The sequence below is a fragment of the Chryseobacterium sp. DZ-32 genome (assembly GCF_059587025.1).
In genome coordinates this window covers 358538-379219 of record NZ_JCAIOM010000001.1, presented here as the reverse complement: position 1 = coordinate 379219, position 20682 = coordinate 358538, and the positions used below count along the sequence as shown (strand labels likewise).

Genomic DNA, 20682 nt, shown 5'->3' with positions numbered 1-20682 from the left:
AATTTGTAACGGTTTTTTTATTTAATGCCGTAAAAAATTTTCTGAAAATTCAAATATCATTATATTTGTTGAAATGGCAACCAAAGCACTTTTCAATACCGTAGTTAACTGGTTTATCCGTCAAAGGATTGATCAGATACAGAATTTTATAGACCATCCGATTGAAACCCAGAAAGGTATACTCTTTTCTCAGCTGTTTCATGCGGAAGATACGGAATATGGTAAATTATACGGATTCAATTCTATCTCAAGTTATCAGGATTTTAAAAACAAAGTTCCTATTGTTACCTATGAAGAAATGGAACCTTTTATTGAAAAAGCAAGACAGGGACATAAAGACGTAAGCTGGCCGGGGCTTATTAAACATTTTGCCAAATCATCGGGTACCACCAATGCTAAAAGCAAATTCATTCCGATCTCTGCCGAAAGCCTTGAATACTGCCACATGAAAGCCGGAAAAGACATGGTTTCGATTTATGCCAACAACCATCCCGAAAACCAGCTTTTTAATTATAAAAACTTACGCTTAGGTGGAAGTTCCGAGCTTTATGCGGATTTTAATACAAAATTTGGAGATTTATCTGCGATCCTGATCGACAACCTTCCGTTTTGGGTAGAAATTACCACTACTCCCAGCAAGAAAGTTTCTTTGATGGGAGAATGGGAAAGTAAGCTTAAAGCAATTACATCCGAAGTAAAAAATGAAGACGTGGGAAGTATTCTTGGAGTACCAAGCTGGATGATGGTTCTTCTGCAAAGAGTATTAAAGGAAACCAATGTAGGAAGTATTTCGGAGCTGTGGCCTAATTTAGAGGTGTTTTTTCACGGTGGAATCAGCTTTAAGCCCTACAGGGAACAATTCAGACAGATCATCGGAAAAAACATCAATTACTACGAAATTTACAATGCTTCCGAAGGCTTCTTCGGTATCCAGGACAGATCAGACAGTGATGAGATGCTTTTAATGCTGGATTATGGGATATTTTATGAGTTTATTCCAATGGATCAGTTCCATTTTTCAAATCCTAAGGTCGTAAGCCTGGAAGATGTGGAATTAGGAAAAAATTATGCAATGGTGATCACGACCAATGGAGGACTCTGGAGATACCTGATTGGTGATACCGTTGTCTTTACCTCAATCAATCCGTTCAGAATAAAAATAACAGGAAGGACAAAGCACTATATCAATGCTTTTGGGGAAGAACTGATGATTACCAATGTAGAATCTGCTCTTGCAAAAGCCTGCGAAGCAACAGGAGCACAGATCACAGATTTCACGGGAGCACCGGTTTTCATGAAAGGAAACGAAGGAGGCGCTCATGAATGGATTTTTGAATTCAGCCAGCACCCGGATGATCTGGAACACTTTATTGATGCTTTTGACAAACACTTAAAGACCATCAATTCAGACTATGAAGCGAAAAGATACAACAATATGACTCTGAAAAGGCCGATTGTACATATCGCCAAAGAAAATCTGTTCTATCACTGGCTGGAAGCTAAAGGAAAGCTAGGCGGACAAAATAAGGTACCAAGACTAAGCAATGACAGAGAATATATTGATCCATTATTGGAAATGAATAAATAAGAGAGAAAGACTCCTAACTCTCAATTGCATATAAAAAAGCCGTAATTCTGTTGAACTACGGCTTTTATTATTTATTTGCTTAAATCTTCTTTTACTTTTTTCGCGGCTTCTTCTACTTTCGAAGCCCCTTTTTTGGCAGCCTCTTTTGCATCCTGCCCTACTTTGTTGGCCTCAGCTTTGATATCCTGACCCGCTTTATTAAGATCCTGTTTTGTCTTATCTGCAGTGGCATCAATCTTATCTTTTGCCTTCTGTGCGGCATCATCAATCTTATTACCCGCTTCATCTACCTTAGCTTTCACATCTTCTTTAGCGTTGTTGATCTTTGCAGTATCCACAACGTTTGGTGTTTCTGTAGTGGTAGTGGTTGTAGTGGTAACTGATCCGTCAGGATTTTCTACCTGTTCTGTTTTTGTTGTTGATTTTGTACATGCTACCGTGAATACTGAGATCACCAGTGCAGCTAAAATTTGTTTTTTCATATTGTTTATTTTTTAATGGAATCTGGATTTATTCTGATTTAGTTTCCTGCGCAGCCGTCTTTTCTGCTGTTTTTAGTTTCTTTTCGGCTTCTGCTTTTTTCTTTTCTTCTTCCTGTTTTGCTTTATTTTCTTTTTCGAGCTCGGCTTTAATTTTATTTTCTTCGTCCTGAAGCTTTTTAGCCTGTTTTACAGAATCAATATACTGGGGAGAAGACATTCGTATTTTGCGTGCAATATCCACTGAAACGGCTCCTGTAGAAAAGGAATCGACAGCAGTAGTATCATAACTTATTTTAACTTCCTGCTCAGCCCCGAATCCCGGTGATTCTTTCTTCGAACAAGCAGTAAAAAGAATGATAAAAATAAAAATCGCAGCCAGTAAATTTTTCATGGAACTAATTTAATAGAAATTCCGCAATTACAGGATAGTGATCCGATAATTTCACAGACTGGTCTACTTTATAGCTTAGCGGAATGATTGATTTCGAACTGAAAATATAATCAATTCTCAAAGGCACTTTATAATCATGGAAACTGCTGGCACTGCCCTTTCCGGCAACCAGGAATGCGTCCTGAAGGTCTTTTCCAAGGTTATAATACTCATATGAATTGGGAACAGAATTAAAATCTCCGGCCAGAATAACAGGATAAGGAGATAAATCTATCATTTTTCTGATTCTTTTTACCTGGTCTTCATGTGCCTGAAATGTAGGAGTCATATGAGAAAGTAGCGTTGATACATTTCCCAAACCTAGTTTATCAAGTTTCGTAAACATAGATTTATGAAGTCTGAAGGGTTCAAGATACACATTAATAATTCGGATTACTTTTCCATTAATGTCTATATCAGCATAAAATGAATTTCCACGTGCTTTCTCGTCAATAAGCTCTGCTTGTCTTACAATTTTATGCTTGGTTTTAAGAATAACCGACGGGTATTTTATAAGATCACGCTGTATAACACGGTTTGTATCTTTTTCCTGTACAAGAATAATATCTGCATCCTGTGCCTTGATATAATCTTTTACTTTATCCCAGCCATATTCTCCATATTTCACATTAAAAGTCAATACCTTAATATCACGGATTGTTTTTAAATTTTCTGTTTTTGGGGAAAAGTTGATCCATCGTCTGATCGGATTATAGAAAATAAATGTACCTAATACAAAAGCAATGGCTATTTTTTCTTTTTTGAAGATCCAGATCAGCGTTAGAATTACATGTGCCAGTATCAGATAAGGAAAACCAAGAGACAGAAGATTCAGGTTGCCTAAAATGTTTGGTGGAATCCATGCATTCCCCAATGTGCATAACAGCAAAACAGCAACAACGATATGTATAAATAGTAATATCTGGTTCGACTTCATGAAAAAACGGTCTTGGTACGATTTTCTTTCAACAAAAATCCTACCAAGCAGACAATTTTAACTCTTTTTATGATTATTTATTCTCCGTAGAAAATGTTACTGCGACAGGATAATGATCTGAAATACTTACAGAACGGTCAATTTCGTAAGATATTGCCTTTAATGACTTTGAAGAAAAAATATAGTCGATCCTGATGGGGAATTTATAATCGTGAAAACTGGTTGCACTTCCTTTTCCTGCAGTCAGAAATGCATCGTCAAGCCCATCAGATAAATGATAATATTCGTAAGAATTGGGAACAGAATTGAAATCACCTGTAAGGATAACAGGGTAAGGCGAATTGTCAATTACTTCACGAATAAGCGCTACCTGATCCTGATGTTTTTTAAAGGTAGGAATGAGTCTCTTAACAACATCTTTTATTTTTTGTTCGTCGTTATCGGTATCTCCGTTAAGTTTCACCATCTCTTTTTGAAAGCGAAATGGATTGAGATAGACATCAATGAACCTGTAGGTTTTGCCTTTAATTTCTATATCAGCCAGCACACCGGGAATTCTTACCTCTTCATCTTGAGGATCAATAATCTGCTGTTTAATGATTTTATGCCTGGTCAGAATTGTTAAGCCGCCTCCGGGATTTGCTTTCTGATAACCATCAAACTGATATTTAATACCCGCGTCCTCCTGTAAAAGAATAACATCAGCATCCTGAGATTTCAGGTACGGTCCTACCTCTTTGTTTCCTATTCTGCCAGCCCTTGTATTAAAAGAAATCACTTTTATTTCAGCGTTTCCTTTCTGATCAGAATAGTTAACCCATCTTTTTACAGGATTCATAAATGCCAAACCCGCCAACATAAATACAAAAGCCCTTTTTTTCCAGCTTAATACCCAGAATATGGTCAGGATCATATATAAAATCATGAGAACCGGGAATCCTAATGACAGCAGATTAAACCATGGAAAAATCTTTGGCGGTACGTAAGCGTTCAGTAAAGTACCCAGCAGCAGAAACAAAATTCCCAGATGGATAATAAATACTATGAGTCGGAAAATCTTCACAATGTTACTTTAGTTGAATCTGTATAAATGCTTTTTCCATATCCTTGCCAAAAGCCATCCAACCAAAGCTCCTCCTACGTGAGCAAGGTGGGCAATGCCTCCTCCGTTTCCTGATACTCCAAGATATATTGAAATTACAACAATAATTGGTAAAAGATATTTTACTTTAATCGGAACAGGAATAAACATAATTCCGATTTTAGCATCGGGATATAATGTGGCAAAAGCTGCTACTACTCCGAAAATAGCGCCGGAAGCACCCATCATACGAGATATAAGCAGGTTATAATATTGACTGGATAATTCCTGTCCTTCAACTGTTGTAGCACTGATCTTCAGACTTCCCACATAATCAAGTGCGGCTTTTGGATAAATTTCGGCCGCGCTAAGTCCCATATCTTGTAAACCAGAAATAATTTGGTGAGCTTCTACAAAATTCCAAAGATTGAATAAGAAAAACGAGCCTAGTCCACTTGCGAAATATAGTATCAGATATTTTTTATCTCCCAATGTTTGCTCCAGAATAGGTCCAAAGCTAAATAATGTAAACATATTAAATAAAATATGCATTATACCCCCAGGCTCTCTAAATGGAGCGTGCATAAACATATGGGTAATAACCTGCCAGGATTTAAAATTGGGAGAGAATGGATAAAACCCAGAAAGTGTATCGTATAAATTCGGAAGCATAAAATTAGCAACCAAATAAACAATAATGTTGATAATAATAATGTTCCTTGTAATGGGTGGTATATTGTTAAACATATTTTTTAAAATTTGTTTTTAAAGTCATTAAACGGAACTTCATAAAAGCATCTTTTGCCATCCGGTAAAAATTCCGGGAAGCCTAATGCTGTAAAGTCTTTGATCAGTTGTTCCGCATCTTTTTTATAAATAAAGTCAAATCTGGATTTCGACTGCATTTTATTCCATTGGTTATGGTAATACTGCATGAATTCTTCTTCCGTCTTGTAATCCAGGATCTCAAAAAGGTTCTCCAGGAATTTCATGGCCTGGGTTTCTTTCAGCCCTTCCGGAAGTGAATCTATTCGAAGTACACTTTCATGAGCAATTTTCATGTCAAACCCTAATTCCGGAAGATATTTTTTGATCGAATTGTATTTTGCCTTTTCGATTTCATTCATATGATACTCCAGGGAGAAAAGAAGAGCATGGCTGTTTGTGCTTGATTTTCTGGTGGATTTGTTTCCTTCAGAAACCAACAGTCTGTGCATTCTTCCCAGATCCAGCATTAAAGTGACATCTCCTTTGTTAAAAAGCCAGTATCCATTGGGAAGCCTCATCAGATCTTCATCAAAATCCTCATCTTCAAACAGATTAATCTTTGAAGGCTCTGCTGTAATATTCTGATGGTACATTTCCGTAAGGTTCTGAATTTCCTCCGGATGTACTACATTTTTCTCTTCCAGAAACGGATTATAGTCTTTATCTACAATGATTTCAGGCATTTTGAAAACACCTCCGCCGGATCCTCCTCCATTTCCTTTGCTCGGAATAGGTTTATTCATCATTTCATCCAGTTCGGGATCTCTGTCGAAATCCAGGCTTGGAGAAACATTGTAAATCCCTAAAGATCTCTTAATGGTTGAACGAAGCAAAGCAAAAATAAGATGCTCATCTTCAAATTTCACTTCAGTTTTCTGTGGATGGATGTTAACATCTATTTTCTCCGGATCAAGTTCCAGAAAAAGGAAAAAGGATGGCACATATCCAGGCTGAAGCAGGCCTTCAAAAGCTTCCTGTACTGCTTTATTGAAGTATGCACTTCTGAAGTATCTTCCATTAACAAAAAGGAACTGCTCGCCTCTTGCTTTCTTGGCCCCTTCAGGTTTAGCAACAAAACCATGAAGTTTACACCAGATAATGTCTTCTTTAATAGGAATCAGAAGCGGCTGAAGCTTTCTTCCGAAAACATCCACAATACGCTGCATCTGGCTTCCTTTTCTCAGTCTGAAAACAGCTTCATCATCATGAAAAAGGGAAAACTCCAGATTCTCATGAGCCAGTGCAACACGCTGAAATTCATCAATTACGTGTCTGAATTCAATATTATTATTTTTCAAAAATTTCCTTCTTGCAGGAACATTGTAGAAAAGATTTTTTACTAAAAAATTTGATCCGTCTGCTGTCTGAACCGGATCCTGAAACTGGAAAACCCCTCCTTCGATATAGATATTGGTACCAATGGAAGTATCCTTCTGTTTTGTTCTGAGCTCCACCTGGGAAACTGCTGCTATAGAAGCCAGCGCTTCACCACGAAATCCTTTGGTGGCTATCTTAAAGATATCTTCAGTTCCTTTGATTTTTGAGGTAGCATGCCTTTCAAACGCCATACGGGCATCTGTTTCAGACATTCCTTTTCCGTCATCCACCACCTGGATAAGGTTTTTCCCGGCATCTCTGATGATCAGTTCAATTTTCGTTGCATCTGCATCAATAGCATTTTCCAAAAGTTCTTTCACGATGGATGCAGGCCTCTGCACCACCTCTCCTGCTGCAATTTGGTTGGCTACATGATCCGGTAAAAGCTGAATAATATCTGACATAAAAACGTAAATCAACTTACAAAAATAGTCAATGAAAACGGGAATTAAAATACTAAAATCGTGATTTAATATTTAATTATCAACATTTTTGCCTATTTATCCCCAACCGGTTTTTTTAATGTTTGTAATGAAGGGCGTTAGCAAGTTTATTGCTCCAATCCGGAAATCTTTATTTCAACAATCGTTAAAAACAGGACAAAAACAAGTCATTTTTACATAATTAAATTAATTTTTAAGAAAAATGCCCCTATTCTATGATAAAATAAGGGCACTTACAGCTAGTTTATACAAAAAATTAATAGTGTGTTTTATATTTTAATCCTCAAAGACAAGCTTTCTTTTCTTTTCTCTTTTAGGAATTCCATGGATTTTATCATACAGATAAGCAAAGAGATTAGGTTTTTTATAAATCCTGCTGTATCTGTATTTTGTGTTGAAATGACGAATATGAATTTTATAAGCATCATATCCGATGACAATCAGAAGACATATGCTGATCACATAGAATACTCTGAATTCCAGATAGTAATATGTTAACCCCGAGAATACAGCGCCCATTACATAAGCAAGCATAATACTCATGAGAAGTTTTGCCCTGCCAATCAGCTCCCCGTTTTTTCTGTATTTTTTCTGGGTAAACATGGATACCAGAATTCCCAGGTCGGTAGTGGTTCCGGTAAGGTGGGTCGTTTTCACAGAGAAGTTGGAAATACTTGCGGTAAGACCGTTCTGAAGTCCGGTGGCAAAAAGCATCAAAGCCACTAAATATTCTGTTTCTTCCAATGTTTTCTGGTAATAAAACTGTCCGTATATTCCTACAAACAGAAGACATATGATTTCCATCACAATCGGCATGGCATGGGCGAAATATTTACTTTTCTTATTAAAATTGATAACAATAAAGTTGGACAGGAAGCTTCCGAAGAAGAACAAAAAGATCCATCCGCCTACAACTCCTACCTGTGTCCAGTTTCCTTTACTGATTTCTGCCGCTAAAATAGCGTAATGTCCTGTTACGTTTGACGTAAAAGAGAGGAATATCAACAGGGAAGCAATGTTTATAGTACCTGCCGTGAAGGCAGTCAGCGTTCCCAACCTGATGTTGTCTCCCAATGTCCTGCTGTTACTATAATTTCTTAACATTTTTTATTTTTTTAAATTGTGTTTAATTTTCAGACTTCTACAAAAATCTCTGCCAGCCTTCCTCTTTCCGGAAGTTTTTCTCTTACTTCGACCGTAATTTCATGAGATTTCAGTTCTTTGCATTTCCTGATATAAGGAATCAGATCAAATTTTCCGTTTCCTCTGCTTTTGATGGATGGAGAATAATAAGCTTCCTCAATGTTTTCCGCCTTTACATATTGGTTGAATGTTCTCTGGAAACTTCCTGTGAAAATGTCGCAGATGATTTTATTGACCAGATGAGGATATTTATTGCTGATAATTCCCAAAGCATCACAGAATTCTGCAGGCCTTATTTTATTGAATACCGATGTTTTGGTACTGAACAAAAGATCTCTGATAGAATCTCCGGAATCATACCCGGAAGTCAGAAAAATGTTATATTGGTTCTGATCTTCTGCTGCTTCTTTCTCTTTAAGTACTTTTTTCAATATATTCAATGACTCAAGAGAGTAATCTGTTGCAATTAAAATTGTTTTAGTCATGTTCTTATTATTTTGTATTGTGTTTATCTTTTTTGATGATACAAAACTAGAACGACCATATTAGAAGATCTTTGGAATGGAATTAAAATGTGATTAAAGAGATTAAAATAAGATTAGAAAATTGTTAACGGGAATTAATATGGCGAAAAGCTCTTTGCATTTTTGCCATTTCGCTTTTTCGTCAATTTGCGATTTTGCCTATTGTTATTCTGGTTTACACTTTGGCTTGTTCCCCCTTCTGAGTGCTGTAGAAATTAGGAAAACGCATTTGTACCGTTGTTCCCTGGTTTTCGTGAGAGCTTACAATCAGTTCACCGTGGTGCATTCTGACGATATTCCTTGCCAGTGGAAGTCCGATCCCGTAGCCTTCATAATTATTGGTATTGGAAGCTCTGAAAAACGGATCGTAGATTTTATTCATTTCCACTTCAGGAATTCCGATCCCATTATCTTTTATAATGATGTAGACATCTGTATTGGTGGCGCCAAGAGAGACTTTAACCTGCTGAAAATTAGAATATTTACAGCCATTACTGATGATATTGGCCACTGCAAGATGCAGTAGCTGCTCATTCCCCTGAACTTTTAATTTCTTAGGATTATCGGGAAGCATGCTGATATCAAGATAGATATTGTTTCGGGAATCAATTCGCCTTAAGGTTTCAATAACGTCCCAAAGAAGCTGATCAATTCTCACCTTATCCATTTTCTGGATTTTCCCGTCGAATCCGGTTTGGGCAATCATTAAGAGTGCTTTAATCTTTTTATCCAGCTTTTCAGCTTCATCCAGAATGATTCCGAGGGTTTCTTTGTATTCATCAGCCGTTCTGCTGATAGAAAGCGCAACATCGGCTTCTCCCATGATGGATGTAAGAGGCGTCCTCAATTCGTGGGAAACATTGCCAATCAGGTGGTTCTGGGTTTCAAAAGACGTTTCAATGCGGTTGAGCATATCATTAAAGGTATCTACCAACTCATTAAGCTCTTTATTATCAGGATGTGATTCCAATCTTAAGTGAAGGTTTTCAGAACTGATTTCTTTTACTTTTCCTGTAATTTTTAAGATCGGCCTGAATAAGGTTTTGGACAGATAAAAAGAAAAAATCATACTGAAAAACAGAGACAGTACAATACAGGTAAGCAGTGTTCTCTTTAAAAAGCCCAGATAATAAACAACATAATGGTTTTTGGCAGAAGCGATGGCAATATAATCTTTATCATCATATCTGAAACTTTGTCCTATATAATAGAATTCTTCATCATTATAATTGGATTCTCCTTCTCTGATAATATTTTTAAAGAAATAATCGGGGATATGAACTTCCTGAGATATTTTTTTGAAATTGGAATCGGCAGGAACAGCAAAAACATAGTCTCTTTCCATCGGAAGTTCCTCATCATTCAGGTTGCTGAGAATATAGTTTTCAGGAAGGTCGAGATGATCTTTACTTTTTTCGATCTGAACAATGGTTGCCGTCCTTATCTTCAGCAGTTCATAAAACCTCTGATGTGAAAAATTAACGATAGAAAAATACACCAAACCACTGAATAGCAAAATGATGGCGGTAAAAACCAGCATCAAAAGTACCATCGTTTTGGTTTGATTTGTAATGACTCTGTTAAACATTCATTATGTCTTTTTCAACACATAGCCCATTCCTATAACGGTATGAATCAGTTTATTATCATCCTGGCTGTCCAGTTTTTTTCTTAAATAATTGACATAAACATCTACCACGTTGGTTCCCAGTTCATAGTTTACGCCCCAGACCGCATCCAGAATTTCTGCTCTCGAAATTACTTTTTCCGGATTATTCAGGAAGTACAGCAGCAGTTTATACTCTGTGGAAGTAAGAGAAATATCTTCTCCGGCTCGGGTTACTTTCTTGGTATAATCATTCACCATCAGATCCGAAAACTGGAATACATGTTCATTATCAGGCTCCGGTTCGGCAATTTCCTGCGGACCGTTGTTGTTGCTTCTCCTTAGTAAAGACTTTACACGGGCTACCAGTTCAATGAATTTAAAAGGCTTCACCAGATAATCATCTCCACCACTTTCCAATCCGAGAACGATGTTTTCAGAAGTTCCCAAAGCAGTCAGAAATAAAATCGGAACACTCTGATTGGTTTTTCTTATTTCTTTACACACGTCCAGACCATTCATTTCCGGAAGCATAATGTCTAAAATTACCAGATCGAAATCATTAGCCTGCACCAGCTGAACTCCTGTACGGCCGTCAAAAGCTACAGAAATTTCATATCCATTTTCCTGAAGTCCCTTTTTAATAAAGGACACCACACTGGTTTCGTCTTCGATAAGAATAATTTTTTTCATAGATGAAATAAGGAGTTTTACAAAAATAGGGAAATTTTCCTGGGAGAAAAAGCGAGGAATATCAGAGAGTCAAGTAGCAAATAATAATTTTCAATGAATTGATTCCCTCCTGTACCTAAACTCTATAGAATAATATTACCTTTGTTTGAATATAATTCAGGTTAAATTACACACAGTATGAATGACTTTTTAATAGGTATCGGCAAGAGATTAAAGGATATTAGAAAAAAGAATAATTTAACCATTAATGAGCTGGCCTTCAAAGCGAATGTGAGCAACGGACTTGTTTCCAGAATTGAAAACGGAAGAACGATTCCTTCACTACCTGTGTTATTGGATCTGATTCAGTCGCTGGAGATTGATGCCAGTTATTTTTTTGAAGGAGTTGAAAAAAAGTCCAATGCCAAATTCATTTATGTCCCGAAGGAGAGCCAGCAAATTATAGAAAAAGAAGTGGAAGCTGAGGGGTTTAAATATATGCACATCTTCAGCAAGAGCCTTCATTCTTTAGGTTTTGAGGCCGTTCTGCTGACGCTTGAACCTAATTCTAAAAGGGAAAAGGTCATTACGGATGCCTGGGAATTTAAATATATTCTGAAAGGAGAAGTGAAATATGTGATTGATAATGAAGAAGTCATCTTAAAAGAAGGAGATTCTTTGTATTTCAACGGAAAGTTTCCTCACGTTCCGGTAAGCATCAGCAATGAAAGCTGTGTAATGCTTGTTCTTTATTTTTATACGGCTTAACTATTCATTTTTTTAACGCAAAGCTTTTACTATTTTTCTTTTGTCATTCTGACGAAGGAAGAATCTCTTATTTGCATTCAATAACGCGAGATTCTTCATTACATTTCATTTCATTCAGAATAACAATTGTAGTGTAGATTCCTTATAAATACACATATAATAATCAAGCTTCTTCAACGACAACGTCGTAACCTTTGCACACTTATAATTTAGCATTATAATTATTAAACTTTGCATTTACATCATATCTCAATTTTTACATTATTCTTCAATTTTTGACTTTACAGCACACACAAAAGTTTACAAATATGCAACTTCTGGTTTTCGTCATTCTTCCAAGATGAACGAAATATGAACCAAATCAAGCCTGCTTTTGGGAAATTTCAATTCCTTTTATTTTCAGGAAATATTTGTGGAAAATGCTGAAACAGTGAATTTAAAAATTGTTTAGATCTGTTTTTAAAGGATGGCATTAATACATTTAAAGGTAAAATAAACGTAACAAACAGAACTTATTTGTTAAACAATACTTAACACAAAATATTTATATATATTAAAATTATTAGCTTGATTTGCATAAAAAATTTAATATATGTAAAAATGAAAACAAAATTAGAGAAATTATTCACCCTTGTTTTTGTCTGTCTCATAGTCTTTGTTTCAGCGCAAAAACAGTTAATTATAGGAACTGTGCTTGACGACAGCCAGCCTCTCCCCGGGGCCACAGTCAAAATAAAAGGCTTATCTAAAAATATAACGACTGATATTGAAGGGAAATTTGCCATCAATGATATCAAAGAAGGCCAGTACACTCTACAAATCAGCTACATTGGTTATGAATCTTCAGATATCAATGTAGATCTTAAACCGGAACAAACGGTTGACTTAGGAATTATCAAACTATCCCAACCGAGAAAAAATATTGGCGAAATTGTCGTTACCGGAACGTTAAAAAATACGGAAGCGAGAGCTTTAAACCTTCAGAAAAATGCCATTAATATCACCAATGTCATCGCTTCAGACGGAATCGGAAAGCTACCGGACAGAAATGCAGCAGAAACCGTACAGCGTGTGCAGGGAGTTTCTATTGAAAGAGACCAGGGAGAAGGAAGATTTGTTTCCCTGAGAGGACTTCCGCCATTCTGGGCATCCACAACCATTAATGGAAACAGACTTCCCACCGCAGAGGAAGAAACGACTTCCAGAGCAACGGCATTTGATTTCTTTCCTACAGAACTGATCTCCTATGTACATGTAAACAAGTCTTTTACCCCAGATATGGAAGCTGACGGAATAGGCGGCGGTGTCAATTTTATCACCAAAACTCCACCGATGAAAACAGAGTTTAAAGCTACTGTGGGAAGCGGTTATAATGCAAAGTCTGATAAAGGAGTTTACAACCTTGGATTTTTGTATGGGGGAAGAACGAAGAATAAAAAGTTCGGGTATTTATTCAACTTTGCGCATTTCATAAGAAACTGGTCTACAGATAATTTTGAGGCTAGAAGAAGTGGCGATGAAGGAGTTTTCAGACTGGAACTTCGTGATTATAACGGAGTCAGAAAAACAACAGGGATCAATACCGCTTTTGAATATGTATTATCTCCAAAAACAACCTTCTATTTAAAAGGAATGTATGGTACTTTATCGGATGATGAAACCCACTATAAACACAGAATCCGTTTTGATAAATTCAGCAGTGCTAATAATACAGCAAGAGTAGAGCTCCAGAATATCCACAATTTACTGATAACAGAACTTACTTCTGTTTCTTTGGGAGCAGTTCATCAATTCAATAAAGGAAAAATCGACTGGGATTTATCTTACTACAACAACCAATTCAAGTATGGAAATATCCCTGATAAGCAAAACAATTCTTACTATGTCATCAAGTACACTCAATCTGGTGTAGGCATCAATCCTGATTATATTTCAAATCATGGAAATGGTCCGAGAGCATATTGGAAAGCTGACGGTGGAAAATTAGATTATAAAAATCCGGATGCTTTATTTGGTTTCTACAGTGACCCGAACTTTAAAATGGATGCTTCTCAGATGAGATTTACAGATCTTGAATTTTATAAAGTCTTTGTGGAGGAAAAGGATAAAATCGTAGCGGCTTTCAACCATGAGATCAATGCTTCTGATAAACTGACTTTAAAATATGGTTTTAAATACAGAGATAAAGAACGTAATGCAAAATTCTCCGATATTTTCTACAACTGGAGCAGTGGAACAGCCCCTCTTCTATCAGATTATTCACAATATCTCACAACACAGCCCAACGGACCGAAATATTTAAGTGAAATGAATGCCCACATCGGCAATACTTTTGGTCCGGTACTTTCAACCACAGGAATGAACCAGTTTTGGTATGACAACCAGGGACATTTAAAAATCAATACTGCTGATTCCGAAGCATTGCAATATAATAAAGCATTAGGAAGAAACTTTGATGTGTTTGAAAAACATGCAGATGCTTACGGAATGACAACCTATAAACTGAATGATAAAATCATCATTTTAGGAGGAATCAGGTTATCCAATACCAATACTAAAGTAAGAGGATACAGCGTGAATGATAACGTACTGACACCGGTAGAAAATACTAAAAACTATCTGGCTGTTCTCCCAATGATTCATTTAAAATATACGTTAAACGATAAAACCAATCTTCGTTTTGCTGCGACAAGAACTTTTTCAAGACCGAATTTTGGCGATCTTACTCCGGGAGGAACTTATATTGAAGCAGATAACGAGTTCAAAGGGGGAAACCCAAATCTTAATCCTACCTATTCTTTGAATTTTGACCTGATGGGAGAATATTATTTTTCCAACGTAGGGATTCTAAGCGGTGGCGTTTTTTATAAATCCATTACGGATCCTATTTTCCAGGACTCTTTTATCGGAAACTATAACGGAAACAACGGAGTACAGTTTACCGCTCCCAATAACGGAAAAGCTGCATGGCTGGGAGGTATTGAGCTTGGAATTAATAAGAGATTCGATTTCCTTCCAGGGTTTTTACAGTATTTCGGAGTACAGCTGAATGCCACATTCATGACTTCCGAAATGGAAAAGCCAAGCGGAAGAACGGTAGCCCTTCCCTATCAGGCAAAGGAGTTGTACAACGCGCAGCTTTTCTTTGAGAAAAAAGGATTCAATGCAAGGCTGGCTTACAATTATAAAGGAAAATATGCTGTAGAATATGCCGAGGAAGATACCAATGATTCTTACTATGGCAAGTATAGTAATCTGGACTTCGGAGGTTCTTACCAGTTTACCAAATACCTGACTTTATATGCGGATGTGAATAATATCCTGAACAAACCACTGATCTATCACTTCGGTAAAAGCGAAGACCGTCCGGAACAGGTGGAATATTATGGAGTCCGATTCAATCTTGGAGTAAAACTGAATTTCTAAACCAGAACCATGGCCAGAACCATCAATCAAAAAACACTGGTAACACTGAAGGCTGCTTTTGCTGCTTTCGGTGTTTACTTCTGCATGTACGGTTTCAGGAAACCTTTTACCGTAGCTTCCTTCGCAGGACTTTCTTATTTTGGGGTAGATTATAAGATTCTGATTATCATTGCACAGGCCGTAGGCTACTTTGTTTCCAAATTCATCGGGATCAAATTTATTTCCGAGCTGAAACCCCAGAAAAGACTTACTTATCTTTTTATTTTTATTACTGTTGCAGAGCTTGCATTGTTAGGATTTGCAGCCGTTCCTGCTCCTTACAATATTCTGTTTATGTTTATCAACGGTATTCCACTGGGAATGATCTGGGGAATTGTTTTCTCGTATATTGAAGGACGGAAAGCCACTGAAATCATCGGATTGTTTTTATGTTCAAGCTTTGTGGTTTCTTCAGGGTTTACAAAATCAGTAGGAAAATTTCTAATGGATACTTTCTCCATTTCAGAATTCTGGATGCCATTTTCAGCAGGACTTGTTTTCATAATTCCATTGGTTCTTTTCGGGCTGCTTCTTGAAAGAATTCCCAAACCTTCAGAAGAAGATATTTTGCTTAAAAACAAGAGACAGCCGTTGAATGGTAAAGAAAGAAGAGCCCTGATCCAACAATTTTTTGTTCCCATCGTATGTATCATCTTTTTATATATCAGCTTAACGGTTCTAAGGGATTTCAGAGATAATTTCAACCGTGAGATCTGGGATGGACTGAACTTTACTTTCGACAGTTCTATTTTCACTTTAACGGAAATTCCTATTGCGGTAATGGTTCTTGTGATTTTAAGCTTTATGGTAAAAGTAAAGAACAATAAAAAAGCATTTGCCTACTATCATTATATTCTTTTTGCGGGAATTCTTACGGTAGGACTTTCTACTTATCTGTTTCAGCAGGGTTCTCTGTCGCCTTTTTTATGGATGACAATTTCCGGCTTCGGAATGTACATCTGCTATATTCCTTTCAATGGAATTTATTTTGACCGGATGATCGCCGCTTTTGAAATCAAAGGAAATGTAGGTTTTCTGATTTATATTGTAGATTCTTTCGGTTACCTGGGAAGTGTTCTGATTCTTTTGTATAAAAACTTTGGCTCGGCCCAGACTTCGTGGTTACATTTTTATATTAACTTAAATTATATCATCACCATAACGGTTTTCATTCTTTCGGTGATTGCTTGTCTGGCTTTCAGAAAAAAGTCAAAACCCAAATCTAAATCTAATCAATTCATCAATTTCGATACGTCGAAAATTTTATAAACTATAGTACAATGACAACAAAATTTGATTTACTCGTTGTAGGAGGCGGAATTTTAGGAACATTCCATGCTTATCATGCGCTGAAGAAAAATCTTAAGGTAGCTTTACTGGAAAGGAATTCTGTTCCTCAGGGTGCCACGGTAAGAAATTTCGGACAGGTAGTACCCTCCGGAATGGATCTTAAATGGCAGAACTTCGGGAGGGAAAGTCTGGCCATCTACCATGAACTTCATGATCAGGCAGACCTTACCATCAGACAAAACGGTTCCATCTATATTGCTTCCAATGATGAAGAGCTTCAGTTGATTGAAGAACTTTATGAAATCAACAGAAATAATGATTATAAATCTGTTTTATTATCTAAAAACGACTGCATCAAGAAATTTGACGGTCTTCGTTCAGACTATTGCAAAGGAGGTCTGTTTTTCCCACAGGAACTTTCCGTAGATTCTGCAGATATGATTGTAAAGCTTCACAAGCTGCTTCAGGAAAAAATGGGCTTACAGATCTTCTACAATACATCTGTACTGGAAACCCATGAAGATGATCAGAAATGTACAGCGGTAACGGCTGATGGAACGGAATTTAACGCTTCCAAAATCATAATCTGCGGTGGACACGAGTTTAAAACTTTATATACTAAAGTATTCAATGACAGTGATCTGGAAGTGAGTAAGCTGCAGATGCTTCAAACAAAGCCCCAAGGAATTTATTCGCTTCAGGGAAATATCCTTACAGGACTTTCTGTGAGAAGGTATGAATCTTTCAGCGAATGTCCTTCTTTTCAGAAAATCAAGGCTTTAGAAGATCCCAATTCGTTTGAAAAGAAGTATGGAATTCATATTTTATTCAAACAGGCACTTGACGGTTCTGTCATCATAGGAGATTCTCACGAATATGCTGATGCTAAAAATGCCGATGATCTCGGATACGATCTTAATATGGAGATTGATGAATTCATGATTCATGAGGCTAAGAAAATTATTGATCTTCCTACGTATGAAATTCAGAGGAGATGGTTCGGAATCTATTCCCAGTGCAAAACAAAAGATATTTTTGAGCACAGCCCATCCGCTAACATTCATATTGTAACGGGTATCGGAGGAAAGGGAATGACGGGAAGCGGTGGCTTTTCCAAATTTAATATTGAAAAAATTTACGCATAACATTTACATGAAAAATATAGAATTACTCGTTCTGGATATGGCCGGAACAACAATTGATGAGGATAATGTAGTTTACAAAACACTTACCAACGCTGTGAATGATTATGGCTATGTGGTAAGCCTGGAAAAAGTATTATCCATCTGTGCCGGAATGGAAAAACTGGAAGCCATCACAAGTCTTTTAAAAGAAATCAATGGGAACGAAGAAGATGCTTCTGCTATTTTTGAGAATTTTTCTGAACAACTGAAAGAATCTTATCAAAATCTGGATGTAAAACCCATCAACGGAACGGAAGATTTCTTATTGAATATGAAAGCTCAAAACAAGAAAATCGTTTTGAATACAGGCTATACTTCAGAAATAGCCCATCAGCTTTTAGATAAACTCAACTGGAAAGAAAGTATTCATTTTGATGCTTTAATTACCGCTGATGATGTTTCAGAAAGCCGCCCGAGCCCTGAAATGATTCATCTTGCCATGAAGAAATTCAATATCACTGAAGCTCATAAAGTATTAAAAGCAGGGGATTCTGTGATTGATATTGAAGAGGGCAAAAATGCTGGTTGCGGATTAACAGTGGCGGTTCTTTCCGGAGCTCAGACCCAATCAGAACTTGAAAAGGCAGCTCCTGATTATATTCTGAATACGATTTCTGAAGCTGAGGGAATCCTTTAATCCATTTTTTCAGATTATTTTTAAATACTTCTTGACACAAATGTTTTCATGGTTTTTCTATTGGAAATGTTTGTGTTTTTACCACCCCGTCAAATTTCCAATTTGACACCCCTCCGGAGGAGGGGAATGTAGTACGGATCATTAGGTATTTGTTATAACCAACATTTCCAGAAACCTTTTTTGATCTTCTATTCACAAAGCATGTAACTTAAAATAAACAGAGTCATTTTTCTTTTGTGGCTTTTGTGGTTAATATCTAAGCTTTTTTCGGTGATCTTTTTAATTATCAATTAATTAACTTTCAGTTCACGAATGTTTACAAATAGTAAACTAATTTTACAATAATTAAAAATAAATTACTATTTGTAAACTTTCACAATTCTAAAAACCCTTTTCCCCATGAAAACAAAACTATTCTCAATGGCTGTTGTAATGAGCTGTTTCCTTGGAGCTCAGACTAAAAAAGTTCTTTTTATTGGTATTGACGGATGCCGTGCAGATGTCATGATGTCTACACCTACTCCCAACATTCAAAACCTTATCAGCCAATCGATCTATTCTACCGACGGGCTTTGTGCTGCTACAACCTGGAGCGGAAACGGATGGAGCACCATGCTGACCGGCGTATGGCACACCAAACATAATGTTCAGGACAATAATTTCACAAGCCCGAACTATGTCAATTACCCTGATTTTCTGACAAGAGCAGAAAATTACAACCCTGGCTTAAGAACTATCTCTCTGGCACATTGGTCACCCATCAACGACAAAATCATTCAAACCGCAGATGTAAAAACCAATCTGGCAACGGATCTTGCTGTAAAAAATGCAGCTGTTACGGCTTTACAGAATGATAATCCGGATATTCTCTTTGTAGATTTTGATGATGTAGACCATGCAGGCCATTCTTATGGATTCTCATCAACAGTTTCACAGTATGTAAATTCCATTAAAACAACAGATTCTTATATCGGAGAAATTGTTGCAGCGATGAAAAACAGGCCATCATACAACAATGAAGATTGGTTGGTGGTATTGACAACAGATCATGGAGCTATAGACTCTTCACACGGAGGCGGAAACCTTTCTGAAAGAAACATTTTTACAGTATATTCCAACCCGGGATTTACTCCACAACAGATCAGCAAAACCGTTCTGGAATCCAATAAAACCTTTAATCAGTTGAATTTCCCGGCAGGGACTTATGCCAAACCAGCCAGCCAGACTTCTTTCAATTTTGGAGCCAGTCAGGATTTTACCATTGAATTTTGGGTAAAACCTAATGCTTCTTATTCAAGTGATCCGGTGATGATCAGTAATAAAAACTGGGCAAACGGAAAAAATAAAGGATTTGTTTTCTCAGGCTACTCAGGGCAGACTTTCAAAATGAATATTGGAGATGGAACCAACAGGATTGATCTTGTTGGCGGAAAAGTGGAAACCAACAAATGGAAACATATTGCTGCAAGTTTTGACAGAGATGGTCTTGTAACATTATATGAAGACGGCGTTCCGGTAACTTTTGCTAAAATGAATACCATCGGAAATATTGATTCCGGGCTTCCTCTTACATTAAACCAGGATGGAACCAATGTTTATGGAATCAATCTGGCGGCTTCTTATAAAGACATAAGAATCTGGAAATCTGCTCTTCCCAATGATGTTATTGTGAATTGGGCCAACCAGGATATTACCTCTTCGCACCCTTATTATTCTCAATTACTGGCCAACTGGAAGTGTAATGGAACTTCAGGAAATACATTGACTGATTCAAGTCCGAACGCTAATCATATGACTGTTACAGGTTCTCCAACTTATAATGCCAATACTGTTAATAATTTTAAAGTGTACGACTATACCTCTACAACAAGAGAAACAGATCATTTCCCAACGGTATTGAACTGGCTTTGTATTCCGGTACAGTCTTCATGGGGAATAGATGGAGTGAATAGAATTCCGGCATGTTCCAAAGAAATATTGGCAGCAAAAGAAACGAAAGCAATCATTAAAGATTTTAAAATTTATCCTAATCCAGTTTCAACATTCCTTGGAATCCAGTATCAATGTGAGGATAAGGAAATTAAAGCAGAAATCATTGACAATAAAGGATCGGTTGTTTCAACTTCGCATTTGCAGTCTTTAAGAGGATATTATGATGAAAAAATTAATATTGAAAATCTTCCTTCAGGAGTGTATTTCATAAAAATCAACGGCAGCAGAAAATCACTGACCAGGACTTTTATCAAGAAATAAAACAGTAAAGCAATTAGATTTAAATTTTGATATT

General features: G+C 36.8%; 17 protein-coding genes. 7 read left to right on the top strand and 10 right to left on the bottom strand.

From position 1 onward, the window contains the following. The first annotated feature begins 73 nt into the window (after window positions 1-73). Window positions 74-1588: a GH3 auxin-responsive promoter family protein gene (locus AC59HC_RS01770; RefSeq protein WP_202842288.1), complete on the top strand. Its 1515-nt coding sequence runs from the start codon at window positions 74-76 to the stop codon at window positions 1586-1588. Between the two features lie 71 nt (window positions 1589-1659). Here the strand turns inward: AC59HC_RS01770 and AC59HC_RS01765 are convergent, their stop codons facing one another. The 10 genes from AC59HC_RS01765 to AC59HC_RS01720 form a co-directional block, all read right to left on the bottom strand. Continuing rightward, window positions 1660-2070: a hypothetical protein gene (locus tag AC59HC_RS01765; protein WP_343641284.1), complete on the bottom strand. Its 411-nt coding sequence runs from the start codon at window positions 2068-2070 to the stop codon at window positions 1660-1662. Between the two features lie 28 nt (window positions 2071-2098). Next, window positions 2099-2461, bottom strand: coding sequence for a hypothetical protein (locus tag AC59HC_RS01760; protein WP_202842284.1), 363 nt, complete (start codon window positions 2459-2461; stop codon window positions 2099-2101). 4 nt (window positions 2462-2465) lie between these two features. Further along, window positions 2466-3437 carry an endonuclease/exonuclease/phosphatase family protein gene (locus tag AC59HC_RS01755; protein ID WP_202842283.1) on the bottom strand — a complete coding sequence of 324 codons (972 nt, stop codon included), beginning with the start codon at window positions 3435-3437 and terminating at the stop codon, window positions 2466-2468. A gap of 73 nt (window positions 3438-3510) precedes the next feature. Next, complete coding sequence (locus AC59HC_RS01750) at window positions 3511-4500, bottom strand: endonuclease/exonuclease/phosphatase family protein (RefSeq protein WP_343641287.1); 990 nt, start codon at window positions 4498-4500, stop codon at window positions 3511-3513. A gap of 9 nt (window positions 4501-4509) precedes the next feature. Then, window positions 4510-5265, bottom strand: a complete 756-nt coding sequence (locus AC59HC_RS01745) for a rhomboid family intramembrane serine protease (protein WP_496557895.1) — start codon at window positions 5263-5265, stop codon at window positions 4510-4512. A gap of 5 nt (window positions 5266-5270) precedes the next feature. After that, window positions 5271-7067, bottom strand: a complete 1797-nt coding sequence (gene mutL / locus AC59HC_RS01740) for a DNA mismatch repair endonuclease MutL (protein WP_343641292.1) — start codon at window positions 7065-7067, stop codon at window positions 5271-5273. 315 nt (window positions 7068-7382) lie between these two features. Continuing rightward, window positions 7383-8210, bottom strand: coding sequence for a YoaK family protein (locus AC59HC_RS01735; RefSeq protein ID WP_496557894.1), 828 nt, complete (start codon window positions 8208-8210; stop codon window positions 7383-7385). A 29-nt stretch (window positions 8211-8239) separates the two neighbouring features. After that, window positions 8240-8734 (bottom strand): hypothetical protein, encoded by a 495-nt coding sequence (locus AC59HC_RS01730; RefSeq protein ID WP_202842277.1) that lies wholly within the window; start codon window positions 8732-8734, stop codon window positions 8240-8242. Window positions 8735-8948: 214 nt separating this feature from the next. Further along, entirely contained in the window at window positions 8949-10361 is a 1413-nt protein-coding gene (locus AC59HC_RS01725; RefSeq protein ID WP_110011304.1) for a sensor histidine kinase, read from the bottom strand. A 3-nt stretch (window positions 10362-10364) separates the two neighbouring features. After that, a complete protein-coding gene (locus AC59HC_RS01720; RefSeq protein ID WP_047377977.1) occupies window positions 10365-11072 on the bottom strand; it encodes a response regulator transcription factor in 708 nt (235 codons plus the stop codon). 177 nt (window positions 11073-11249) lie between these two features. Between AC59HC_RS01720 and AC59HC_RS01715 the strand changes: the two genes are divergently transcribed. The 6 genes from AC59HC_RS01715 to AC59HC_RS01690 all read left to right on the top strand — a co-directional run bounded on the left by AC59HC_RS01715 (window position 11250) and on the right by AC59HC_RS01690 (window position 20648). Next, the gene (locus AC59HC_RS01715) at window positions 11250-11819 is read left to right on the top strand and encodes a helix-turn-helix domain-containing protein (RefSeq protein ID WP_202842276.1); all 570 of its coding nucleotides are present in this window, start codon (window positions 11250-11252) and stop codon (window positions 11817-11819) included. A gap of 600 nt (window positions 11820-12419) precedes the next feature. After that, window positions 12420-15245: a TonB-dependent receptor gene (locus AC59HC_RS01710; RefSeq protein ID WP_496557893.1), complete on the top strand. Its 2826-nt coding sequence runs from the start codon at window positions 12420-12422 to the stop codon at window positions 15243-15245. A gap of 9 nt (window positions 15246-15254) precedes the next feature. After that, window positions 15255-16553 carry a DUF5690 family protein gene (locus AC59HC_RS01705; protein ID WP_496557892.1) on the top strand — a complete coding sequence of 433 codons (1299 nt, stop codon included), beginning with the start codon at window positions 15255-15257 and terminating at the stop codon, window positions 16551-16553. Between the two features lie 11 nt (window positions 16554-16564). Then, window positions 16565-17719 (top strand): TIGR03364 family FAD-dependent oxidoreductase, encoded by a 1155-nt coding sequence (locus tag AC59HC_RS01700; RefSeq protein ID WP_496557891.1) that lies wholly within the window; start codon window positions 16565-16567, stop codon window positions 17717-17719. Between the two features lie 7 nt (window positions 17720-17726). After that, on the top strand, window positions 17727-18395 hold the full coding sequence (locus AC59HC_RS01695) for an HAD-IA family hydrolase (protein WP_496557890.1): 669 nt from the start codon (window positions 17727-17729) through the stop codon (window positions 18393-18395). Window positions 18396-18794: 399 nt separating this feature from the next. Beyond that, window positions 18795-20648 (top strand): alkaline phosphatase family protein, encoded by a 1854-nt coding sequence (locus AC59HC_RS01690; protein ID WP_496557889.1) that lies wholly within the window; start codon window positions 18795-18797, stop codon window positions 20646-20648. Window positions 20649-20682 lie beyond the last annotated feature (34 nt).

Bases quoted from the DNA above. Each gene is read 5' to 3' on its own strand.
- AC59HC_RS01770 (WP_202842288.1), top strand. From the start codon at position 74: ATGGCAACCAAAGCACTTTTCAATACCGTAGTTAACTGGTTTATCCGT.
- AC59HC_RS01765 (WP_343641284.1), bottom strand. From the start codon at position 2,070: ATGAAAAAACAAATTTTAGCTGCACTGGTGATCTCAGTATTCACGGTA.
- AC59HC_RS01760 (WP_202842284.1), bottom strand. From the start codon at position 2,461: ATGAAAAATTTACTGGCTGCGATTTTTATTTTTATCATTCTTTTTACT.
- AC59HC_RS01755 (WP_202842283.1), bottom strand. From the start codon at position 3,437: ATGAAGTCGAACCAGATATTACTATTTATACATATCGTTGTTGCTGTT.
- AC59HC_RS01745 (WP_496557895.1), bottom strand. From the start codon at position 5,265: ATGTTTAACAATATACCACCCATTACAAGGAACATTATTATTATCAAC.
- mutL (WP_343641292.1), bottom strand. From the start codon at position 7,067: ATGTCAGATATTATTCAGCTTTTACCGGATCATGTAGCCAACCAAATT.
- AC59HC_RS01735 (WP_496557894.1), bottom strand. From the start codon at position 8,210: ATGTTAAGAAATTATAGTAACAGCAGGACATTGGGAGACAACATCAGG.
- AC59HC_RS01730 (WP_202842277.1), bottom strand. From the start codon at position 8,734: ATGACTAAAACAATTTTAATTGCAACAGATTACTCTCTTGAGTCATTG.
- AC59HC_RS01725 (WP_110011304.1), bottom strand. From the start codon at position 10,361: ATGTTTAACAGAGTCATTACAAATCAAACCAAAACGATGGTACTTTTG.
- AC59HC_RS01720 (WP_047377977.1), bottom strand. From the start codon at position 11,072: ATGAAAAAAATTATTCTTATCGAAGACGAAACCAGTGTGGTGTCCTTT.
- AC59HC_RS01715 (WP_202842276.1), top strand. From the start codon at position 11,250: ATGAATGACTTTTTAATAGGTATCGGCAAGAGATTAAAGGATATTAGA.
- AC59HC_RS01710 (WP_496557893.1), top strand. From the start codon at position 12,420: ATGAAAACAAAATTAGAGAAATTATTCACCCTTGTTTTTGTCTGTCTC.
- AC59HC_RS01705 (WP_496557892.1), top strand. From the start codon at position 15,255: ATGGCCAGAACCATCAATCAAAAAACACTGGTAACACTGAAGGCTGCT.
- AC59HC_RS01700 (WP_496557891.1), top strand. From the start codon at position 16,565: ATGACAACAAAATTTGATTTACTCGTTGTAGGAGGCGGAATTTTAGGA.
- AC59HC_RS01695 (WP_496557890.1), top strand. From the start codon at position 17,727: ATGAAAAATATAGAATTACTCGTTCTGGATATGGCCGGAACAACAATT.
- AC59HC_RS01690 (WP_496557889.1), top strand. From the start codon at position 18,795: ATGAAAACAAAACTATTCTCAATGGCTGTTGTAATGAGCTGTTTCCTT.